The organism is Paenibacillus gorillae (genome assembly GCF_000513275.1).
Classification (GTDB): domain Bacteria; phylum Bacillota; class Bacilli; order Paenibacillales; family Paenibacillaceae; genus Pristimantibacillus; species Pristimantibacillus gorillae.
The window spans coordinates 14,142-34,046 of record NZ_CBVJ010000014.1; the positions used below are offsets into that span (position 1 = coordinate 14,142).

Consider the following 19,905-nt stretch of genomic DNA (forward strand, 5'->3'; position numbering starts at 1 on the left):
CGTATCGCCGTTTAATGAACGGCGAACGTTTGCGCTTGGGGAGGTTTGAGGGATGCAGCAATGGCTGAGCGAGCATCCGGTCATCTCGTATTTCCTGATCCTTGGATTTACGATCTACATCTTCAATAAGGTTTTTCGCGCGAACAACGCAAAGCTGCCGATTCTAAAAGAGATTTTAGTCTATGTGGTCATGGTTATCGGCGCATTTGTACTGATGATTCTACAAATCGATAAGCTGCCGATCATTCAATGCATGGGCATTGCCGTCATCATGATGCTCATGCTGCGCGGGCGCCAACTTTACGATCAGATTAAAAAACGCCAATCCGGCGGTGATGTAAAGGAAGCAGAGCCGGGCAAATGAGGTTCGAGGACGCTTTGTTCAATTGGCTTCAAATTCAGATTGTCGCGGACGGGCGGCCAGATGATAACGCAGCTAAGGAAACACGTGATTTCTTCGTGCAAATTTTGACGGAGGATCACGGTGTTACCGAGCTGTTTCTCTTGAAGACGGATGAGACGATGGTGCATGTCAAATATGTACGGGAAGGCCGTTCCAAGCTGCAGCTCTATCCAAGAGAGTCAGCGGAGCAGCTTCTATCCGACATTCGCTCCAATCCGAAATACAATTGATTTGAAGGTGAACACGATGTCGCAAGGTTCAACTCAGCTGCCTCCTAGAGGAGGAGCTCGTAAGCCGGTTCCATCCAACACGCCTGCCAAGGCGTCCAAGCGGAAGCCAAAGAAGAAGCGTTTTGCCACTAAAACGGTGCTTCTTGTTATTTTAGTAATTGTCGTGTTGATTGGCGGTTTTCTTGTTTATTTGGGTATACGAGCCGATCAGGCGATCAAACAGATCGGTACGGATGATCCGGATGCCACGCCAATCCCTGTCTCGGAATCGGTCAAGAACAAATCCGTCAGCATGGCTTTGCTTGGCATCGATACGAGAGCAAATGCCGGTGGCATGAATACTGACGTCATGATGGTTGCTGCTTTTAATCCAAGTACGAAATCTGCAGTTGTCGTTTCGATTCCCCGGGATTCTCTGTTGAAGCTGGATGGCTATGCAGATCGCAAAGCGAACGGGCATTACAACGCTTTTTACAGACAGGCTCTGGATAAAGAAACGAAAAGCGGAAAGAAGACGAAGGATGCCAAAGTGTTGGCGGAAGCCGATGCAAAGCGGGCAATCAGTGAAATGCTGGGCAAGTTTTTCGGTATTGAAACCAAGTATACAGCCATCATAAATTTTAAAGGCTTTACCGACGTTGTTGATGCCCTTGGCGGTATTGATGTCGATGTGGACATGGATATGAAATGGTCGGATTCCCATGACGGAACGAACATTAATTTGAAAAAAGGCTTCCAGCACTTGAACGGTGGACAGGCGCTTGATTTTGTCCGTTACCGGCAGTCCAAGGATGGCAAGAATATGTCCAGCGACTTCGATCGCAACAAACGGGAAAGCCAGGTTGTCGCAAAAGTTGTAGACAAAATGAAGTCTCTAGATGGTCTAACCAAGCTAGGCTCCGTTATCGATGCGGTTGGCGACAATTTGAAAATCAACATGCCGCAATCAGAGATTAAAAATATGATGGGGGCTTACTTCGGCATCAGCAGCGAGAACGTTCAGTTCATCGCGCTTGAAGGGAACTGGCGCAGTCCTTATGTTTATTTGGACCAAGCGAAGCTTGAAGCCGCTCGTTCTGCCCTTCAAGCAAAAATGGCTGAATAACCCCGTAGACTGACCATTTAAAAATGGATATAATATAGCTGTGGAGATTGATTCCTTTCAGAAGGAGGTCATGCGGATGACCGATCCTGTAGCTGCATTATACGAACCATTTGACGATGCTGCCCTGATTATGAAAGCTAGGCATGCTTTGCCTAAATCCGCAATTTACAATTTCAACAAAAAAGAGGCAGCAAGCGTCCCATCTGGACAAGTGTTTGCTGCCATGAAGAAAGCCTAGTGATTTATTCACTAGGCTTTTTGTGTCTTTTAATGATGTTTGTTTAGCGCAGGAGCCTGCTGCATATCCGGCGCAATCGGGATCACTTCGCGGGGCACCTGAGGCACAATACGGCCGATAATGTCGGCCATCTCTTCCGCGAAGCCTCTGATCGGCTTGCCGCGGCGAATATCGGCTCCCATTTCGTTAAGGCGCTGGGCGATATCAATATCTGCGGAGACGATGGCATCAATACCGTATGGATCCTTGTGAAACGCTTCGGCAACCGAGTATTTGATCGTACCGACTCTGGAACGATCCAGCTTGCTGTCAACGTCAATGCCCACAACAGCCGTATTGCCGAATACGACGCAATGTGCATTTTCGACGCCTTCGATTCCTTTAGCCAGCTGCTCCAGATGGAGCGCAACTTGCTCTGGATTTTTAATCTCCTTTTTCTGAGGAGCGGTTTGCTGAGCTTTGACCCTTTGATTATTCTGTGGAGAGGGTGATGTTTCGTTTCGTGCGACGGTGCTGCAACCGCCCGTTATTGCGATAATCGCGACAATCGTAATTAGCCTTTTTAACATTTTGCCACCTCGTCTTTCCTGTTGCAGATCGTTGTCCAATCGTAGTGTACCCGCAGCCATGTATGGCTATGTATGCCTATTTCTAATGAATGACCGACGCCGGGAGGGTTCTCATGAAAAAAATATTCGTGCTCGATACCAACGTACTGCTTCATGATCCGCAAGCGATCTACGCCTTCGATGATAATGAAATTATCATTCCCGCGGTGGTTCTAGAGGAGATCGACTCGAAGAAGAGACTGGCTGATGAATTAGGACGAAATGCGCGTTCAATATCGCGATTGCTGGATAAAATGCGGGAGGCCGGACATCTGCATGAAGGCATCCAGCTTCCTGGAGGCGGCTTGTTAAAGGTAGAGCTCAACCATCGCAGCTTCGTCAGAGTGCAAGAGATGTTTGGGGAAATGTCTAACGACAACCGGATTTTGGCGGTAGCGCTCAATTATCATCTGGAGCAGCTGGAGCGTGAGGAGGCCAGCACCGTAGTGCTGGTCAGCAAGGATGTGCTCGTGCGGATCAAAGCCGACGTGCTTGGGCTGAAGGCACAGGATTACTTGTCTGACCGGACGATAACGACTTCCGATTTTTACGCAGGCTATGCTACCTTGTTCGTACATCCGTCGGTAATTGACGAGTTTTACAGCTATCGGTTTCTGACCGTCAAGAACTTGCAATTGAACTCCAGGCTGAATCCCAATGAATTTATTATTTTACGCGATGAAATGGGAACTTCCAAATCCGCTCTACTGAAGGTGAGTTCGGACGGAATCAAGCTGGAACCGTTATTTCTCAGCAACGATCCCGTATGGGGAATCACGGCTCGCAATGCGCAGCAGAGAATGGCGCTGGAGCTGCTTCTAAACGATGATGTTCCGCTCGTAACACTTACCGGCAAGGCCGGCACGGGCAAGACGCTGCTTGCGCTTGCAGCGGGTCTGCTGAAGGTAGAGGATGAGCATAAATACAAAAAACTGCTGATCGCAAGACCCGTCGTTCCGATGGGTAAAGATATCGGCTATCTTCCTGGAGAGAAGGAAGAAAAGCTGCGTCCGTGGATGCAGCCGATTTACGATAATTTGGAGTATTTATTCGATACGAAAAAATCGGGTGACATCGATAAAATATTGATGGGCCTTGGCAGTATACAGGTAGAAGCATTGACCTATATAAGGGGACGCTCGATTCCGGGGCAATTTATTATTATTGACGAAGCACAAAACCTGACAAAGCATGAAGTGAAAACGATCGTCTCTCGGGTCGGTGAGGGCAGTAAAATCGTTCTAATGGGCGATCCTGAGCAGATCGACCATCCGTATTTGGACTCTATCAGCAATGGCCTCACTCACATTGTGGAGCACTTCAAAGCGGAAGGGCTGAGCGGTCATATGACGCTCGAAAAAGGCGAGCGCTCCAAGCTAGCCCAGCTCGCCGCCGACCTGCTCTAAGCTTTCTCCGGGCAAGCCGCTCCTGGCTTGCCCTTTTTTTTGTTTGTGAAAGCTGGGGTGCTGGCATGGTGGCTAAGCATGGCCGTTAAGCAGCTTGCGGCTAGACCAGTGCCGCTACATAACCTGCCAGGTCTTGTGAGCTATCATCTATCATATCGTACCGTATCCATTCGTATGAACTAGCTGTAGGCCATGTACTCCACTCATTTGTTTTAACTAACTGAGATTTAATTCGCAAGGTGCTGGCTACAGCAAACCTATCGGAGTTTTGCTGCAGCCACAATATAAAGTATCATGTTAACTTTTTAGACTTTCTAGTTACACTGTAGTGACTTTTTCACGTTTGTTGGTACCTTTGCGTCCTAACGCCCAATTCTCAACACATCGAATCCATTATTTCAGCCGGTTTGACCGGATGACGTGCGACCGAGCACCGTGCCGCGATGGCACCGTACGTGGGAAGGTGCACGTGGAACGGTAAATATCAAACTCATACTTACCAGTAATCGTTACTATCGCTGGCGTAGCTGCCGTACTGTATAGGTGCCGACAGTATCTTTGAGCAGATTTGTAGGTAGCAGGTTACCAATACCCTGACTTTCCAAGCAGGTCTGGGCTTTCCGCACAATGTTATAAGTAACTGATGAAGCTTTGTTAAATAATCGTCCCTTTTCGCGCATCAAGAGCAGCTCATTGACGAACAAAATGCAAAAGTACATTTTGATTGGCACCAAACAGCCATATTTCCGCTTCAAAATGCAAAAATACATTTTGATCGGCTGAATATACTTGAAAACGTCGATTCTTGGCCATTCGACATGCACTTTTGCATTTTGAGGTACTTTTCAGCCCTTTTTCCGAGAATTAACCTGCACTTTTACATTTTGTTGTTGTGGTTACTCTCCAATGCTGTATCTTTCCTCACAAAAGCGAGTGCAGCGATTCGAGACTATTCTGACTTTTTGAAGATCCTTTCCAATTGCCAAGCGCAAGCGGGAGGCAGAATTGGGATCAAGAATGACAGGATAGTCCGAATTGCGCAGTGAGCGGCGGCAGGCATGAAGTGATTGGGATCAAGAACGGCAGGATAGTCCGAATTGCGCAGTGAGCGGCGGCAAGCATGAAGTGATTGGGATCAAGAACGACAGGATAGTCCCAAGCGAGGAGCCGAGCAAATTTAGAGTTTTTGGACAACATTTGGGAAAATTGTTATTATAGATCTAATAGTCAGGTTGAACCGGAAAGGAAGAAGACTGTGTCTACAAGGAAATATTTGCTTGTTATCGCAGGAGCGGCATTGTTATCCGTTTTTTTATTCGTTCCGGACGTCAATCGGGGCGTTCCCTCTGCAGTCACCGATCCAAAAGGCGAGTCAGATATGACGCCGGAGGTTCGCGAGTATGCGGAGGAGGACCCGGAATCCATTGTTGTAACCGTTTCCATGAACCCTGAAGAGTATGAGCGACTGCGCGTGGAAAACAATCGTTTTATGATGAAATATCCGAATATTAACGTAGAGCTTAATAATATCGAGCAAGATGCTGTTGCCCACGACGTTTGGGTGGAGCAGCTTCAGCTGGGAGAAGCGCCTGATGTAATGCTGATGAATAGCGGGTGGGTGCAGGAGCTGGCAGTCAAAGGTTATCTGTTGCCGACAGACAGTCTAGGAACGGGTACTGGCGACCCTGCTCCTGACCAGCCAGTCCGGCTGCGCGCCCCGCTGCTGTGGAACAGCTATTTATGGGGAGTGCCGCTTGATGCGAATCCGTCTATTATCGTATGGAATAAATCGATGCTGGCCGAAGCTTCTTTGAAAGACCCGCCAAAGGACTGGGATAGCTTCAAGGAGCTTGCGATGCAGGTGAGAGCTGCTGATCCAGAGGCAGGGACGGTTGCGCTATACCCGGGAGGACTGAATCAGCTGCTCTATTGGCTGGACGCATGGGTACCGAATAACCTAGCGGATGCCGCATATTTACGCGGAGGCAATGAAACGAGAAACGACAGGCTTAGATGGCTGGGCACGACGGAAAATCCGGGCGGCTTATTCCGTTTATCTAACAAGCTTACACTCGGCTCGGAGCTGGAGTCGCTTCATCTGCTGTCGGCAGTCGTAAGCTGGTCAGAATATAGGGCGCTGCCGCAAGTGCAGCAAAATAAGCTCGTTATCGATCATAACGAGCCGAAGCATGTGTGGATGGACAGCCGGAGCTATGTTGTATCCTCCGGAAGCCGTGCAGCAGAAAGCGCTTTTGCATGGGTTGCGGAAATGACGAGCGCCAACGTTCAGCAGCAAAATTATAAACGATTCGGCCGTCTGCCGGCGATCAATTCCTTGTATCAGAGTAACAGCTTCACTTCATCTGTCTCAGAGACTCCGCCTTATTGGTGGATGCCGCTCCTGAATGAAGATCCAATCGGCAAGCCACCCGATCCAGAGTGGCAGGAGCGAAAAGCCGGCTGGGAGGCATTGTGGCGGCAATACGCCATTGGTGCGATTGATATAGAAGCTTTTATCGGCGCCGTGCAGCAGGTGCACAATTCCTCCGTAAATGGCCTATAAGGCGACCTTTAATTTGACGACGAGCTCGCCGTCTGTAATGTCTACGGCAGTCGCTTTCAAGAAAGAAATAATGAGTCCGGGATAAAAGCCAAGATCGAATTTGTCCTCCAGGGATCGGCGGGTCGTATCTGGCAGTGCGAAGCCGTTGAACAGCAATTCATCGACATGAAAGATAATACCGTTCTGCGGCTCATCTTCAACGGTATAATGACCGGTGACGCTTATTTCCATGCCGTCCTTAGTTCCCTGTGCCGTTATTTTGCCTTCGCTGAATGTGAAGGAGAAATGTTCGAATCGTTCATCTTGCTCACGCAAAAAGCTGTTCAGGGCTTCCTGGGGTACCCTTAGCGTGTAGTTGAACCCTTTGATCTCTAAGTAGTTTTTGTTATCCTGCACCCAGCCCGGAAGCTTCTGCATCGCTTTGGACAGCGCCCGGAAATAGTTTTCGACTTCCTCGACGCCTGCAGTTTCCCAATAGTCGGTTAACTCGCTCATCAGCAGCCTTAAACGATCAGCGTCGGAGCGCCCTGCGAGCTGGCCGTCAATCTGATTCTCGAGTGCAAGCACCCGGTTTCTCTGGGTTTGCAGCCGGGTCTCCATCTTACTCAATTCGGACTTTCTTGTATCCATTGCGGCATACTCATCCTTCAATCGGCGAATACCATCCAGATAGCTGTCAATAGCCAGCTTATCCTGGCTGAAAATAATTTCGATATAATCGAGTGAAGTCAACCAGCTTTGCAGAGACCGGAATGAAAGCAGCGCCCGGATGAGCAGATCACGTTCTCCCATATAGTAGGCACGCAGCACTCTACCTGCGGCTTCTCGTTTATCGGCGATGAGCAGCTCTTGCTCCCCCAGCCGCTTGTTCTTGAGCTTCATATCTTGCTCCAGAGCAGCCTTTTGATCTTGAATTCGATTAATTTCTTTGTCGATTTCAACGATAGACAAGCTTTTTTCCATCAGCTCCATCAGCTGCTCGTCGCTAGTCGACGGGGAGAAAGGAACAGGGGCGGCCATTACGGGAAATTGCAGAATCAGTAGTGAGCCTATCATTAAGAAGATCAGGGCGATTTTGCCGCGAAATGCGTAATAAGCCACTTCCCGCCTCCTCTCTGACGTTTGTCATGGCTTGGCCTGTACAGCAATCATTGTATGCGGCATTTCCATCTATTATATCTTAAGCAGCTGGAAAGTTTAAGCATTTCAGCCGTTGCGGCATTTATTTCGAGGAGGTTTACCGGAATGAGGAACAGGCTAGCGCGTCGAATTTCGCAAAGAATTGCCGAACAGCCCGAGACGGGATGGAGCTATGACGTTCAAGGCAACAGACAGCCGGTACGGTGTATTTCTTTTGCGCAATATATGGAGTTTTGTCTTCATGAGGAGGAAGAGGGATACTACCGGACGGGCGATGTTCGTGTTGGCCGCGAGGGTGATTTTTATACAAGCTCCTATATCGGCTCTGTAATGGCAGAGTGTCTGGCGGCTTCTATCGCCCGCTATTCCGCTTGCAATGCTATAGAGGTGTGGGAATGGGGGGCGGGCACAGGCAGGCTGTCCAGACAGCTCTTGGACGTCTGGGCGGGAGAACCGGCAGAGAAAAGGCCGAGACGATACGGAATTGTTGAGGATCATCCTAGCCACCGGAAATCAGCATCTGCTCTTTGCAGCGAAATGGCAATGGAATTGCTGCATCAGCCTTTACAAGTTATCGATTCGAATCAGGCGATGCGGCAAGAAAAACTTGGTTATTCAGACGAAAGTGTCCTCATCATCGCCAATGAGTTGCTGGATGCCTTCCCTGTGCACCGGGTAGAGCTGCATCGGGGCGAACTAATGGAGCTAGGCGTTTCTATCTCACCCAAGGGCGAATTTCACTATGTTTATATGCCGCTCTCGGACAGCAGGCTGAGAAGCTGGCTGGAGCAGGACGGCGTGAAGCTGGCTGAAGGCCAGCAGACCGAATTAAATCTGGCCGCTGCAGAATGGCTGGATGCGCTTTATGAGCGTATTCATCGGGGCAGGGTCATTATATTAGATTACGGCCATGAAGCGTCCGAATATACGGCGCTGCATCGAATGAAAGGGACGCTGCTGTGCTACTCCGGACATCAAGCGTCCGATGATCCGTTTCGACGTATCGGGGAGCAGGATATAACGGCACATGTCCCCTATACATCAGTCCGTAGAACAGCGGCAGAGCGGGGCTGGAGGGAAGCATTTTACGGCACGCAAAAACAGTTTCTAATTGACAACGGGGTGTTTGAGCTGCTGCAAAATGACGCATCCAATGATCCGTTCAGCGAGACGGCGAAGCGGAATAGAGCTGTACGCCAGCTTTTGCTGAGCGACGGGATGAGCGAGACGTTCAAAGTGCTTATTTTGGATAAGGAATGAGGTTTTCAAACAGAAAAAAGGCGCGGCACCAACGGGTGCTGCGCCTTTATTTTCATTTGTTAAAGTAAGCGGTAATGGGGTTTGCTTAGAAAGGCATACCCATTTTGAAAACGGTCCAGTAGGTAAATCCGATGAACGAGATGAACATATACCCCCAGAACATGATTATGTACGTTCTCTCCGTAAAATTCAGATATCCCAAAAATACGAAAGCAACCGCTTGGGCGAAGAAAAGAAGCGCGAATTCGGTCATGTGGCCGGCAAAAGCCATAAGGCCGATCACAAGAGTCCAAAAACCGAGTACCCGATACATGCGTGCCATGAAAATATCCCCCCTTACATGAGCCTCGAATTTCTATTGTACATTATAACGTTTGGAGTTATCAGTGTAAACAAGCAATCGCCATCATTTGTTAATTATTTATATGTGTTTTGCCGTTTTCACCATCAGTTTGCACAATAAACGGAATCAATATGTATGAGTGAAAACAATTTTGGTTATACAAATTAGTATCCAATAGATTCTATGAACTCTACCAAGGGCATAGAGATAAAGTAAGCGCCTTTACGTTAGGAGGTTTTGGTCGCATGACAGCAGTCAGACAGGATGCGTGGAGTCCGGACGATGATCTTATTCTCGCCGAAGTTACACTACGCCATATTCGCGAAGGCAGTACCCAGTTAGCAGCGTTTGAAGAGGTCGGCGAACGAATCGGACGGACTTCCGCAGCATGCGGATTTCGTTGGAACAGCTGTGTCCGCAAACGTTATGAGGAAGCGATTCAAATTGCAAAGCAGCAGCGCCAGAAACGGAACTATTTGAAAAAACAAGCAATTGTCGTAACTCCGCATGTCTCATCGATAGCCGTGTTTGAATCGGAGGAGAAAAGTTTCCGTTCCGATTCGGTGACGACAGAGGAAGGATTGTCCGTTGATTCGGTCATTCGTTTCTTGCGTCAATTCAAATCGACCTATCAGGACGTCAGCCGTCAAATCAAAGCATTCGAGAAGGAACTGAAAGAGAAGGACGACGAGCTGTATCGTCTTCGTGACGAGAATGAGAGATTGTCTAAAGAAGTCAACAGTGCACAAACGGATTACCGGGCCGTCAATGACGATTATAAAACGTTAATCCAAATTATGGACCGCGCTCGCCGTCTTACCGTGTTGACGCATGAGGAAGAGGCAAAACCGAGATTCAAGATGGATGCGAACGGCAACTTAGAACGCATCGAATAGAATGAGATGTTGTAAAGAAAGCGGACCGTACAGGGGCAATCCCTTGTATGGTCCGCTTTCTTTTTTGCCCGGACCGTTCAGATTAGGTATGCTATACAAAAAAAGGTAGGGGAGACGAGGGCGATTGCGGATTGATATGGTTGGAGGGGGAGCGATCGGGCTGCTCTTCGCAGCGAGGCTGGCGACAGCCGGCGCAGCGGTCACCGTGTGGACAAGAACGCAGAGCCAGGCGGCCGTATTAACGGCGGACGGCATTAGCTATCGAGAAGAGGAGGAAGGCGCCCATGGCTTTCAGGTTGGCGTAGTCAGCCGCTGTCTGGCGGATCTGAAGGAGCCTCTAGCTGAAAGCGGTCAGCCTGATAAGGAGCATTGGATCGTGCTAGCGGTTAAGCAGAGCCACATAGATGAAGAGCTGCTCCTAAGGCTCGGTTGGTTAGTAAGCGCTGGCACCCGCATTTTATGTCTGCAAAATGGCGTCGGTCATTTGGAGAAGCTTGCCGGAGTGCTTCCGCATGTTGCACTCTATGCAGGGGTGACAACGGAGGGGGCCAAGCGTTTTGGGGAGACAGGCGTTATACATACCGGGAATGGACAGCTTTTTTGGGGACCTATGCGCGTAAATGGAAGCGAATCGGACAAAAAGGGCGAAAAATCCCAAAATTTATGGATAAAAACGCTGGAATCGGCAGGATTCAGCGCGACGCTGTCGAATGACATGAATAGCCGCATTTATGAGAAATTGCTAATCAATGCGGTCATTAACCCGCTGACCGCTTTATATGACTTGACGAATGGCGAATTGCCGGTGAATCCGCAACGTAAGAGACTAATGTATGCACTCTATGCGGAAACGATGGAGATTTTATCTTCCGACGGCTTGTCGATGGAAAGTGACGGGTGGCAGAGGGTGCTTGGTGTATGCCAGACAACAGCCAGCAACGTGTCGTCTATGCTCGCGGATGTGAGAGCTGGAAGGGAAACTGAAATCGAATGGATTAATGGCGGCGTCAGCCGCATTGCAGCAAGAATCGGATTGCGTTCTCCTTTGAATGACGCCATCTGCACGTTGGTCAGCCAACTGCAAGTTAACGAAAATTCATAAACAATCGAGGTGAACGGATATGGCATGGCTTTATGGCAGCATTACCTATTTATATGCATACTTGGCGGTCATACCGGTTATTCCGTTCTTCCTGGTCTTCTTGGGTCACAGTGCTTTAACGGGAGACAACAAGAAGGCGTTCCGCCTGGCGATGGACATTACGACGGCTTTGCTGATCGGATGCGTAGCGGTCTTGTTCGACAACTTGTTCAACAGCCAATTTGGCTTATACGGCATCATTTTGTTTATGCTGATCGGCGGTGGACTGCTGGGCAACGCCCAGTTCAGGAAACGGGGCAGCGTTGATGTGAAGCGGATATTCCGCACGGTTTGGCGGCTTGGTTTTTTTGGAATGAGCGTACTCTATCTGCTCTTGATGCTGATTTCTATCGGTCATAAAATATTGTTTGCATAGCGGCGCAGGCCGTTACAAGCCGCTGCAAGCGCTGAATCAAAATATATCGATGCGTACAGCCTTTCGGGAAGAGAGGCTGTATTTCTTTTTGACGTTTCCCATATCCTTTGTGTACAATCAATTTGTTAGTGGAAAGAAAAGACGCGTTATATTATGAATCATTCAGGAGGTACTGGCCGCGCTATGTCGACAGAAGTATACCATTTATCAAGCGCCCAGCCGTTAACAGAGGCGTATATACAGCAATCGGACGAGAGAATCGAATCGCTATTTGGCTATCATCCGGAGAAAGAGCAAGATTGGTCCAGACGCTCCAAGCGTCTTGAGAATACGGCTTCCAGCCGGGTTGAGTCGGTTGCGCTGGCAGAAGCGCTGCGCGATTACAATACGAAGTTTCAAACGGCGCCTGAAGCGCAAGCTTCAATCAACGCCATTGCAGAAGGAGCCCCGGTTATCGTCGGCGGTCAGCAAGCAGGGCTTTGGTCGGGACCGCTCATGGTCGTACATAAAGCGGTATCGATCATTGGTGCGGCTAGATGGGCGACTAAGCAGCTTGGCAAAACCGTTGTTCCGGTATTTTGGATAGCCGGGGAAGATCATGACTGGGACGAAGCCAATCATACGTATGTCTTAACGGCAGAGCAGGAGCTGCGCAAGCTGTCTGTTCAACGTCCAGAAGGGGCAAGAACGTCCGTAAGCCGTACGGTCATCCATGAAGACACTTGGAAGGAACTGCTTGCTGAGCTGGAGCAGTCGCTGCCGCATTCGGAGTTCAAGCCGGTTATGCTAGAGCAGCTGTCGCAAGCGGCAGAGCGTTCGCAATCGCTGTCCGATTTGTTCGCGGGTATCCTGACAACTTTATTCGGTAAAGAAGGTCTAGTTGTGCTTGATGCTGACGATGCCGCCATCCGCAAGCTTGAGGCGCCAATGTTCCGCAGGCTCATTGAGCAGAATGACGAGCTGGAGCGTGCTTATGTCGCAGCGGCTGATAAGGTGAAGGGCTTCGGCTACGAGCTGCAGGCAGATGTGGTGCCGGGTAGCGCCAATTTATTCGTTTTCCAAGCGGCCAACGGCAATGAACGAACGCTGCTGCATAAACTGGATGGGAAGTTTCAAGACCGCAAAGGCCAAGTTTCCTTGACGAAAGAAGAACTGCTGCAATTGGCGGATCAAGAGACGTCCCAGCTTAGCAATAACGTGTTGACGAGACCGCTTATGCAGGATTACTTGCTTCCAGTGCTCGGAACGGTTCTTGGACCCGGTGAGATTGCCTACTGGGCATTGACGGGCGGTGCATTCCGCCATTTGGATATGGAAATGCCGATCGTCGTTCCGAGAATGTCGTTTACGCTCGTTGAAGGCACAGTAGCCAAGCACATGGCGAAATACGGCTTGACGTTCGAGGATGTCGCTACCCGTTTTGACGAGAAGAAGCAGCATTGGCTGACCGAGCAGGATCAGCTGTCCATTGACGAGCGGTTCGCCGCAGTCAAACAGTCGTTCAACGATATGTATGGCCCGCTGCTGGAGCTTGCTTCATCGGTACAGCCTGGTCTGGCTAAGCTGGGAGAGACGAATCGTCAGAAGATCGTCGAGCAGATCGAATATTTGGAATCGAAAACGAAGGATGCGCATAACAAGCAATATGAAGCGTCCATCCGCCAGCTTGACCGCATCGCTTTGTCCTTGTGGCCTTCAGGCAAGCCGCAGGAACGGGTGTCGAATATGACGTCTTACTGGAACCGCTACGGCCTGACCTGGCTGGAGAAGCTGCTTGAAGTGCCTTATGAGCGCACGGGCGGACATCAAATCGTATACTTATAAGGAAATAAATGAGGGAGGCCGTGACATGACCGCGTTGGAAAACAGCATTATTCGCGATATCGCGCTCGCACCGGAAGGTCATTTGAAAATTGACTGGGCAAGCGCACATATGCCGGTATTGAACCGGATTCGCAAGCAGTTTGAGAAAGAGCAGCCGTTTAAGGGGCTGAAAGTAACGATTTCGCTTCACTTGGAGGCGAAAACCGCCTACCTGGCTAAAGTAGTTCAAGCTGGTGGCGCAGAAGTAACGATTACAGGCAGCAATCCGCTGTCGACGCAAGACGATGTATGTGCAGCGCTTGTGGAGGATGGCATTACGGTATTTGCGAAGTACAATCCGGAGCCTCAAGAGTTCAAGGAATTGAACATCAAGGCGCTGGAGTCGAAGCCGGATCTTATTATTGACGACGGCGGCGACTTGGCGACGATTCTGCATAACGACCGTCCGGATCTTCGGGTTAACCTGAGAGGCGGAGCGGAAGAAACGACTACGGGCATTATTCGTCTGAAGGCGATGCAAAAAGACGGAACGCTGCAATTTCCGATGGTTGCAGTCAATGACGCATTCTGCAAATATTTATTCGATAACCGTTATGGTACAGGGCAATCGGTATTTGATGGCATCAACCGTACGACGAACCTCGTCGTTGCAGGCAAAACCGTCGTTGTCGTCGGCTACGGCTGGTGCGGCAAAGGCGTAGCTATGCGGGCTAAAGGGCTCGGAGCCAACGTTGTCGTAACTGAGGTTGACGCAATTAAAGCGGTAGAAGCCTACATGGACGGCTTTACCGTTCTGCCGATGATTGAAGCGGCTAAAGTGGGCGAGTTCTTCGTTACTGTAACTGGCAACCGTGATTGCATTCGCGGCGAGCATTACGAAGTGATGAGAGACGGCGCGATCTTGTCGAATGCCGGCCATTTTGACGTTGAGTTCAACAAACCGGAGCTGGCTGCTTTATCTTCGGATATTCGCAAGGTTCGCCACAATATCGAAGAATACAAGCTGAAGGACGGCCGAAGCATTTACGTGCTGGCTGAGGGCAGACTTGTTAACCTGGCAGCAGGCGATGGGCACCCGGCGGAAATTATGGATACCACGTTTGCGCTGCAGGCGCTTGGCCTGAAGTATGTGAACGAAAGCTACGCATCGATCGGCAAGCAAGTGGTTAACGTTCCTTACGAGCTTGATAATCAAGTCGCAAGCTTCAAGCTGGATTCGCTTGGCATCACGATCGACAAGCTGACTGACGAGCAAGTTGCTTATTTGGACAGCTGGAAAGAAGATTAATTGAAATGAAACCGGAAACCGCAGGCAAGGGAAACCTTGCTTTGCGGTTTTTTTGTATGCGTACATTTTCACATGAAGAGAATGGCGCACTTATCGGAGGGTCGAACACATAAGACGGGAATGGGACGCGCAATGGCAGCCGTACAATAAAAGAAGGAGGGATTTCTAATGAGGAGCTCCGTTGAGACGATACGTTTGATGGATAAGTTCGGTGCCCGTAATTACAGTCCGCTTCCCGTCGTTATCGCCCGCGCCGAAGGTGTGTGGGTAGAAGATCCTGAGGGCCGCCGTTATTTGGATATGCTGAGCGCATACTCCGCGCTGAATCACGGTCACCGGCATCCGGCCGTCATTAAGGCATTGAAGGAGCAGGCGGATAAAGTAACGCTCACCTCAAGAGCATTTCACAATGAGGAGCTGGGACAGCTAAGTAAAAAGCTGGCCGCTTATACGGGCAAAACCAAAGTACTGGCGATGAATACCGGAGCGGAAGCGGTGGAGACCGCACTCAAGGCCGCTCGCCGCTGGGCGTACCGGGTGAAGGGAATTCCGGCAGATGCGGCGGAGATTATCGTATGTGAAGGCAATTTTCACGGCAGAACGATTACGATCACATCTTTTTCATCCGATGCCCCGTACCGGGACGGATTTGGTCCGTTTACGCCAGGATTTAAGCTGATTCCCTATGGCGATATCGAGGCTCTGGAACAGGCGATTAACGATCGTACGGCGGCGTTTCTGGTAGAGCCGGTTCAGGGCGAGGCAGGCGTTATCGTGCCCCCGGACGGCTATTTAAGGGATGCCCGTGCCTTGTGCAAGAGCAAACAGGTTCTATTCATTGCCGATGAGATTCAGACTGGCTTCGGGCGTACGGGTAAGCGATTTGCCTGCGATTGGGAAGATGTCCAGCCCGATGCTTATATTGTCGGTAAAGCGCTAGGCGGCGGAGTCATCCCCATATCGGCCGTTGCGGCAGATGATGAGCTGCTTGGTGTCTTCAATCCTGGCTCCCACGGCTCGACGTTTGGCGGCAATCCGCTCGCTTGTGCGGTAGCTGTTGCTGCTCTACGTGTTCTGGAAGAGGAGGGGCTCGCAGCCCGGTCGGAGCAGCTAGGCGCTTATTTCCGGCAGAGGCTTGAAGCAATTCGGCATGAAGACATTATCGAGGTGCGCGGCAGAGGGCTGCTGCTTGGCATGCAGCTTACAGTGCAAGCAAGAGCCTATTGCGAGGCGCTGTTTCGAATTGGCGTACTGTGCAAGGAAACGCATGATATGACCATCCGGTTTGCTCCACCGCTTACGATCTCCCAAGAGGAGCTGGACTGGGGGCTGGAGCGGATCGAGGAAGTGTTTCAATCATGAGAGATCTTTCACTTATATCTGTCCCTTTCGGACTTGGGGCTGGTCGTCCGGGCAGTGAGCATGGTCCTGCGAAGCTTGGGGAGCTGGATTTGGCGGGTTCGCTGAAGGGGCATGGTTTGCGAGTTGGCGGCGAGAGGGAGATTGACGTGGCTTCCTTATTGCAAGCCATGAAGCCGGATACTGCGGCATATGCCGGAAAAGCTGGCGGCATGAAGCATGCGGCTGAAGTGCTAAGTGTCTCCAGAGCGATTGCCGCAGAGGGGGCTGCGGCTGCCGCTTCGGGTTATTTTCCGCTATTTATAGGGGGTGACCACAGCATTGCGATCGGATCGGTAGCCGGTCTAACAGCAGCTTATGAACGGATGGGCATCATCTGGTTCGATGCGCATGCGGATTTAAATACGGAGACGACGAGCTTTACTGGCAATATGCACGGGATTTCGCTTGCTGTGGCGCTCGGATTGACGACTCTTACTATGAAGGATGTTCATAAGTCTGCCCGGCCGATTGCACTGAAGCGGGCAGTGCTCCTCGGTGCTCGAGATTTGGACCCGGCTGAAGAGCGCTTTATCCAGCAGTCAGGCTTGACTTATTTCAGTAAGGCGGATATCGACAGGCTTGGAATAGAGGAGACGGTAAAGCAGGCGCTGCACATTGCCTGTAAGGATGCTGACGGGCTTCATCTGAGCTTTGATATCGACAGTGTTGATCCTGGTGAAGCGCCAGGTACGGGCACGCCGGTTGCAAGCGGGATCAGCAGCCAGGAGGCCCGGCTCGCTTTGCGTATAATCGGGGCTTCAGAGTTACTGTCGTCTGCCGATTTCGTAGAGCTGAATCCGCTGCTGGATCAGGGTGAACGGACCTCCAGGCTGATGCATTCGCTAATTGCGGGGCTGCTTCTCAATCATTCAAGTTAATATTGTGCTGCCTATCAGGAAGCCCCTAGATAAAGTTGCAACTTTTGGAAGGTGCGTCCGTCTAAAGGTTATTAACTAAAGGGGGTTTGCAGATGCGTATATTAAATAGGCTGCATCTAGCTCTGCTTGGAATTATTATAGTCGTATTGGTCATAAGCGGGTGTTCTTCATCAAGTAAAGATAGCAGCACTGCCAGCTCACAATCGTTGTTAAGAAATGAAAAGGCCATGGTGCAACAAGAAACGCCGGCAGAGGATGGAGAAGTAAGCGGCCTTAAGAAATTCTCGGAGTCGGAATCGGCGGCTTCATCGGCAATGGGGGAAACGAGCGGCTCCATCGGTGATATCGGAATTGGCGAATCGGGCGGGCAGGAGGCTTTTAACCAGAAGCTCATTTACAAAGCTGATCTTACGATGGAAGTTAGCGCATACGAAGATGCTGTTACGGAGCTGCAAACGGCGATTCACCAGAGCGGAGGTTACATTCTTCAGTTTCAAGACGGTCAATATCATAATGAAAAAGGATCAACCTATACGATAAAAGTGCCATCATCTTCCTTTATGTCCTTTATCGACCGGCTGGACGGTATTAAGCATACCCGGTTTGAGAGGCAGCTGGGCGCAACAGATGTAACGGAGGAATACGTTGATCTGGAATCCCGGCTTAAGGCGAAGCAGGTTGTAGAAGAACGGCTGCTTGGCTTTATTGATAAGGCAGAAAAGGCGGATGATCTCGTTAAATTTTCACAGCAGCTGTCTGTTGTCCAAGAGGAAATAGAGCAAATTAAAGGGCGGGTTCGCTATTTAGACCGCAATGTAGCCTTTTCGACGATTGAGCTTAGATTGTACCAGCCTTCTTCTGCAGCGGCTTCCGTGGCAGCAGCGGGGTTAGGCGCGAAGATGTCTTCTGCGTTAAAGGGAAGCTTTAATGGAGTGATGACGTTTCTGGAAGGCTTGCTGATCTTTTTGTCCGGCGCGCTTCCGGTGCTCGTGTTTCTCGCCATTATCGGCGGAGCGGTGTATGCAATTTACCGCAAAATTAAGAAACGGAGCGGCAGCTTCTATAATGGAAATGAGGGGAACGGTGGAAAGCAAGACGGAGGCAGGAGCGGGAACAGTCCACAAGCTGCGGCTGTGCAATCTGATCTCGAACCCGTTTCGCGGCCTCAAGAAGCGCCTATACAGGAGCAATCTGTGGATAAAGAAGAAAAATTATAATCGGAAACCCGCTTAAGCTGTTGATAAGTGAAAATTTTATTCTAAAATCCTGCTCATAGAGCAGGATTTTTATTTTAGGTGGCGAACTATTGTATCTGAGTGGGGAAAAGTGGGGCAAAGTGGAGGATTTGGGGGAGAGGGTGGAGACGGCCGTATGTTTATGGGTGAATATCAACATAGCATTGACGAAAAGGGCCGTATTATTATCCCTTCCAAATTTAGGGAATCGCTTGGCGCCTCCTTTATCGCAACCCGCGGACTCGACAACTGCCTGTTTGTATATCCGCTCAGTGAATGGAGTGTTCTGGAGCAGAAGCTCAAAACGCTGCCGCTCATGAAATCGGATGCCCGAGCATTTACCCGTTTCTTCTTCTCGGGGGCAACGGAATGCGAGCTGGACAAACAGGGAAGGGTAAACTTACCGGCGCATTTGCGCGAATACGCGAAGCTGGACAAGGACTGTATGGTTCTTGGCGTATCCGGCCGCGTAGAAATTTGGAGCAAGCAAACTTGGGACGGCTACTACGAGCAGTCCGAGCAGACGTTCAATGAAATTGCCGAGAAATTGGTCGATTTCGATTTCAACTTCTAGTACGGACAACAAGAATGGGAGGAAAATCGCGTGTTTCAGCATATTACAGTTCTTTTGGAAGAAGCGGTTAAAGGCTTGAATATCAAGCCAAACGGTATTTACGTGGATTGCACGCTTGGAGGCGCGGGACATAGTGAATTGATAGCTTCCCGGCTCGGCGACGGAGGCCGTTTGATCGCATTCGACCAAGATGACGCGGCGCTGAATAACGCTAAGGTTAAGCTTTCTCCCTATATGGATAAAGTAACGCTGGTGAAAAGCAATTTTCGGTATTTGGAAGAAAAGCTGCTTGAATGCGGCGTGCCGACGAAAGACGGCGTTCCGCAGGTTGACGGCATATTGTTTGACCTTGGCGTATCCAGCCCACAACTAGATGAAGCCGACCGCGGCTTCAGTTACAACCATGATGCTCCGCTAGATATGCGAATGGATCAAGGGGGCGCTCTAACAGCTTATGACATCGTCAATAGCTGGGATGAGCGTGAAATTTCCCGCATTCTAAGCCATTATGGCGAGGAGAAGTTTGCCAGATCAATCGCCCGCAAAATCATACAGGCGCGTGAAAACGCTCCAGTAGAGACGACGGGAGAGCTTGCCGAGCTGATCAAGAGCGGCATACCTGCAGCAGCCAGACGGACAGGCGGACATCCCGCCAAACGTTCATTCCAGGCGCTGCGTATCGCGGTCAACGATGAACTTGGCGCAGAAGAAACCGCGTTGGAGCAAACCGTCAGATGTCTTGCCCCTGAGGGCCGGGCGTCAGTCATTACGTTCCATTCGCTAGAGGACCGGATTTGCAAGCAATTATTTGCGAAATATATTGAAAAATGCACTTGTCCGCCGGATTTTCCGATGTGTGTATGCGGCGGCACAGGAACGCTGCGGTTAGTGAACCGCAAGCCGATTGTTCCAAGCGAGCAGGAGCTGGAGTTAAATCCGCGCGCTCGTTCGGCCAAGCTGCGTGTCGCAGAAAAATTGTGATTTAGGGGGTTCTCG

General features: G+C 50.2%; 20 protein-coding genes. 17 read left to right on the forward strand and 3 right to left on the reverse strand.

Annotated elements, in window-relative coordinates; genetic code table 11:
- The first annotated feature begins 52 nt into the window (after positions 1–52).
- The 4 genes from TY10_RS01215 to TY10_RS30185 all read left to right on the forward strand — a co-directional run bounded on the left by TY10_RS01215 (position 53) and on the right by TY10_RS30185 (position 1,976).
- Positions 53–364: a YlaH-like family protein gene (locus TY10_RS01215; protein ID WP_042159766.1), complete on the forward strand. Its 312-nt coding sequence runs from the start codon at positions 53–55 to the stop codon at positions 362–364.
- Entirely contained in the window at positions 361–633 is a 273-nt protein-coding gene (locus TY10_RS01220; RefSeq protein ID WP_042159768.1) for a hypothetical protein, read from the forward strand. Before TY10_RS01215 ends, TY10_RS01220 begins: the two co-directional genes overlap by 4 nt.
- Positions 634–649: 16 nt before the next feature.
- A complete protein-coding gene (locus TY10_RS01225) occupies positions 650–1,738 on the forward strand; it encodes an LCP family protein (protein WP_042159770.1) in 1,089 nt (362 codons plus the stop codon).
- A gap of 76 nt (positions 1,739–1,814) precedes the next feature.
- Positions 1,815–1,976: a hypothetical protein gene (locus tag TY10_RS30185; RefSeq protein WP_155985645.1), complete on the forward strand. Its 162-nt coding sequence runs from the start codon at positions 1,815–1,817 to the stop codon at positions 1,974–1,976.
- A gap of 29 nt (positions 1,977–2,005) precedes the next feature.
- Here the strand turns inward: TY10_RS30185 and TY10_RS01230 are convergent, their stop codons facing one another.
- On the reverse strand, positions 2,006–2,545 hold the full coding sequence (locus tag TY10_RS01230) for a YhcN/YlaJ family sporulation lipoprotein (protein ID WP_042159772.1): 540 nt from the start codon (positions 2,543–2,545) through the stop codon (positions 2,006–2,008).
- Between the two features lie 113 nt (positions 2,546–2,658).
- Between TY10_RS01230 and TY10_RS01235 the strand changes: the two genes are divergently transcribed.
- The gene (locus TY10_RS01235) at positions 2,659–3,990 is read left to right on the forward strand and encodes a PhoH family protein (protein WP_042159774.1); all 1,332 of its coding nucleotides are present in this window, start codon (positions 2,659–2,661) and stop codon (positions 3,988–3,990) included.
- 1,255 nt (positions 3,991–5,245) lie between these two features.
- A complete protein-coding gene (locus TY10_RS01245; RefSeq protein ID WP_042159777.1) occupies positions 5,246–6,553 on the forward strand; it encodes an ABC transporter substrate-binding protein in 1,308 nt (435 codons plus the stop codon).
- Here TY10_RS01245 and TY10_RS01250 read toward each other — a convergent pair.
- Positions 6,548–7,654, reverse strand: a complete 1,107-nt coding sequence (locus tag TY10_RS01250) for a coiled-coil domain-containing protein (RefSeq protein WP_052350278.1) — start codon at positions 7,652–7,654, stop codon at positions 6,548–6,550. The genes TY10_RS01245 and TY10_RS01250 overlap by 6 nt on opposite strands.
- Before the next feature lie 144 nt (positions 7,655–7,798).
- Here TY10_RS01250 and TY10_RS01255 point away from each other — a divergent pair, with 144 nt between their 5' ends.
- The gene (locus tag TY10_RS01255; RefSeq protein WP_052350279.1) at positions 7,799–8,953 is read left to right on the forward strand and encodes a class I SAM-dependent methyltransferase; all 1,155 of its coding nucleotides are present in this window, start codon (positions 7,799–7,801) and stop codon (positions 8,951–8,953) included.
- A gap of 85 nt (positions 8,954–9,038) precedes the next feature.
- Here TY10_RS01255 and TY10_RS01260 read toward each other — a convergent pair whose 3' ends face one another.
- Entirely contained in the window at positions 9,039–9,275 is a 237-nt protein-coding gene (locus TY10_RS01260) for a DUF2626 domain-containing protein (protein ID WP_042159779.1), read from the reverse strand.
- A gap of 266 nt (positions 9,276–9,541) precedes the next feature.
- Between TY10_RS01260 and TY10_RS01265 the strand changes: the two genes are divergently transcribed.
- The 10 genes from TY10_RS01265 (at position 9,542) to rsmH (ending at position 19,890) form a co-directional block, all read left to right on the forward strand.
- A complete protein-coding gene (locus TY10_RS01265) occupies positions 9,542–10,192 on the forward strand; it encodes an RsfA family transcriptional regulator (RefSeq protein ID WP_042159781.1) in 651 nt (216 codons plus the stop codon).
- Between the two features lie 124 nt (positions 10,193–10,316).
- Positions 10,317–11,294 (forward strand): ketopantoate reductase family protein, encoded by a 978-nt coding sequence (locus TY10_RS01270; protein ID WP_042159783.1) that lies wholly within the window; start codon positions 10,317–10,319, stop codon positions 11,292–11,294.
- Positions 11,295–11,313: 19 nt separating this feature from the next.
- Positions 11,314–11,709, forward strand: a complete 396-nt coding sequence (locus tag TY10_RS01275) for a DUF3397 domain-containing protein (protein ID WP_042159785.1) — start codon at positions 11,314–11,316, stop codon at positions 11,707–11,709.
- A 183-nt stretch (positions 11,710–11,892) separates the two neighbouring features.
- Positions 11,893–13,533: a bacillithiol biosynthesis cysteine-adding enzyme BshC gene (gene bshC, locus TY10_RS01280; protein ID WP_042159787.1), complete on the forward strand. Its 1,641-nt coding sequence runs from the start codon at positions 11,893–11,895 to the stop codon at positions 13,531–13,533.
- Positions 13,534–13,558: 25 nt separating this feature from the next.
- Positions 13,559–14,821, forward strand: coding sequence for an adenosylhomocysteinase (locus TY10_RS01285; protein ID WP_042159789.1), 1,263 nt, complete (start codon positions 13,559–13,561; stop codon positions 14,819–14,821).
- 168 nt (positions 14,822–14,989) lie between these two features.
- Positions 14,990–16,183: an ornithine--oxo-acid transaminase gene (locus tag TY10_RS01290; protein WP_042159791.1), complete on the forward strand. Its 1,194-nt coding sequence runs from the start codon at positions 14,990–14,992 to the stop codon at positions 16,181–16,183.
- The gene (locus tag TY10_RS01295) at positions 16,180–17,100 is read left to right on the forward strand and encodes an arginase (protein WP_042159793.1); all 921 of its coding nucleotides are present in this window, start codon (positions 16,180–16,182) and stop codon (positions 17,098–17,100) included. The genes TY10_RS01290 and TY10_RS01295 overlap by 4 nt, the downstream gene beginning before the upstream one ends.
- 92 nt (positions 17,101–17,192) lie before the next feature.
- Entirely contained in the window at positions 17,193–18,317 is a 1,125-nt protein-coding gene (locus TY10_RS01300; protein WP_052350280.1) for a DUF4349 domain-containing protein, read from the forward strand.
- A 154-nt stretch (positions 18,318–18,471) separates the two neighbouring features.
- Entirely contained in the window at positions 18,472–18,909 is a 438-nt protein-coding gene (mraZ, locus tag TY10_RS01305; protein WP_042159795.1) for a division/cell wall cluster transcriptional repressor MraZ, read from the forward strand.
- A 30-nt stretch (positions 18,910–18,939) separates the two neighbouring features.
- Positions 18,940–19,890, forward strand: coding sequence for a 16S rRNA (cytosine(1402)-N(4))-methyltransferase RsmH (rsmH, locus tag TY10_RS01310; protein ID WP_042159797.1), 951 nt, complete (start codon positions 18,940–18,942; stop codon positions 19,888–19,890).
- The last annotated feature ends 15 nt before the right edge of the window (positions 19,891–19,905 follow it).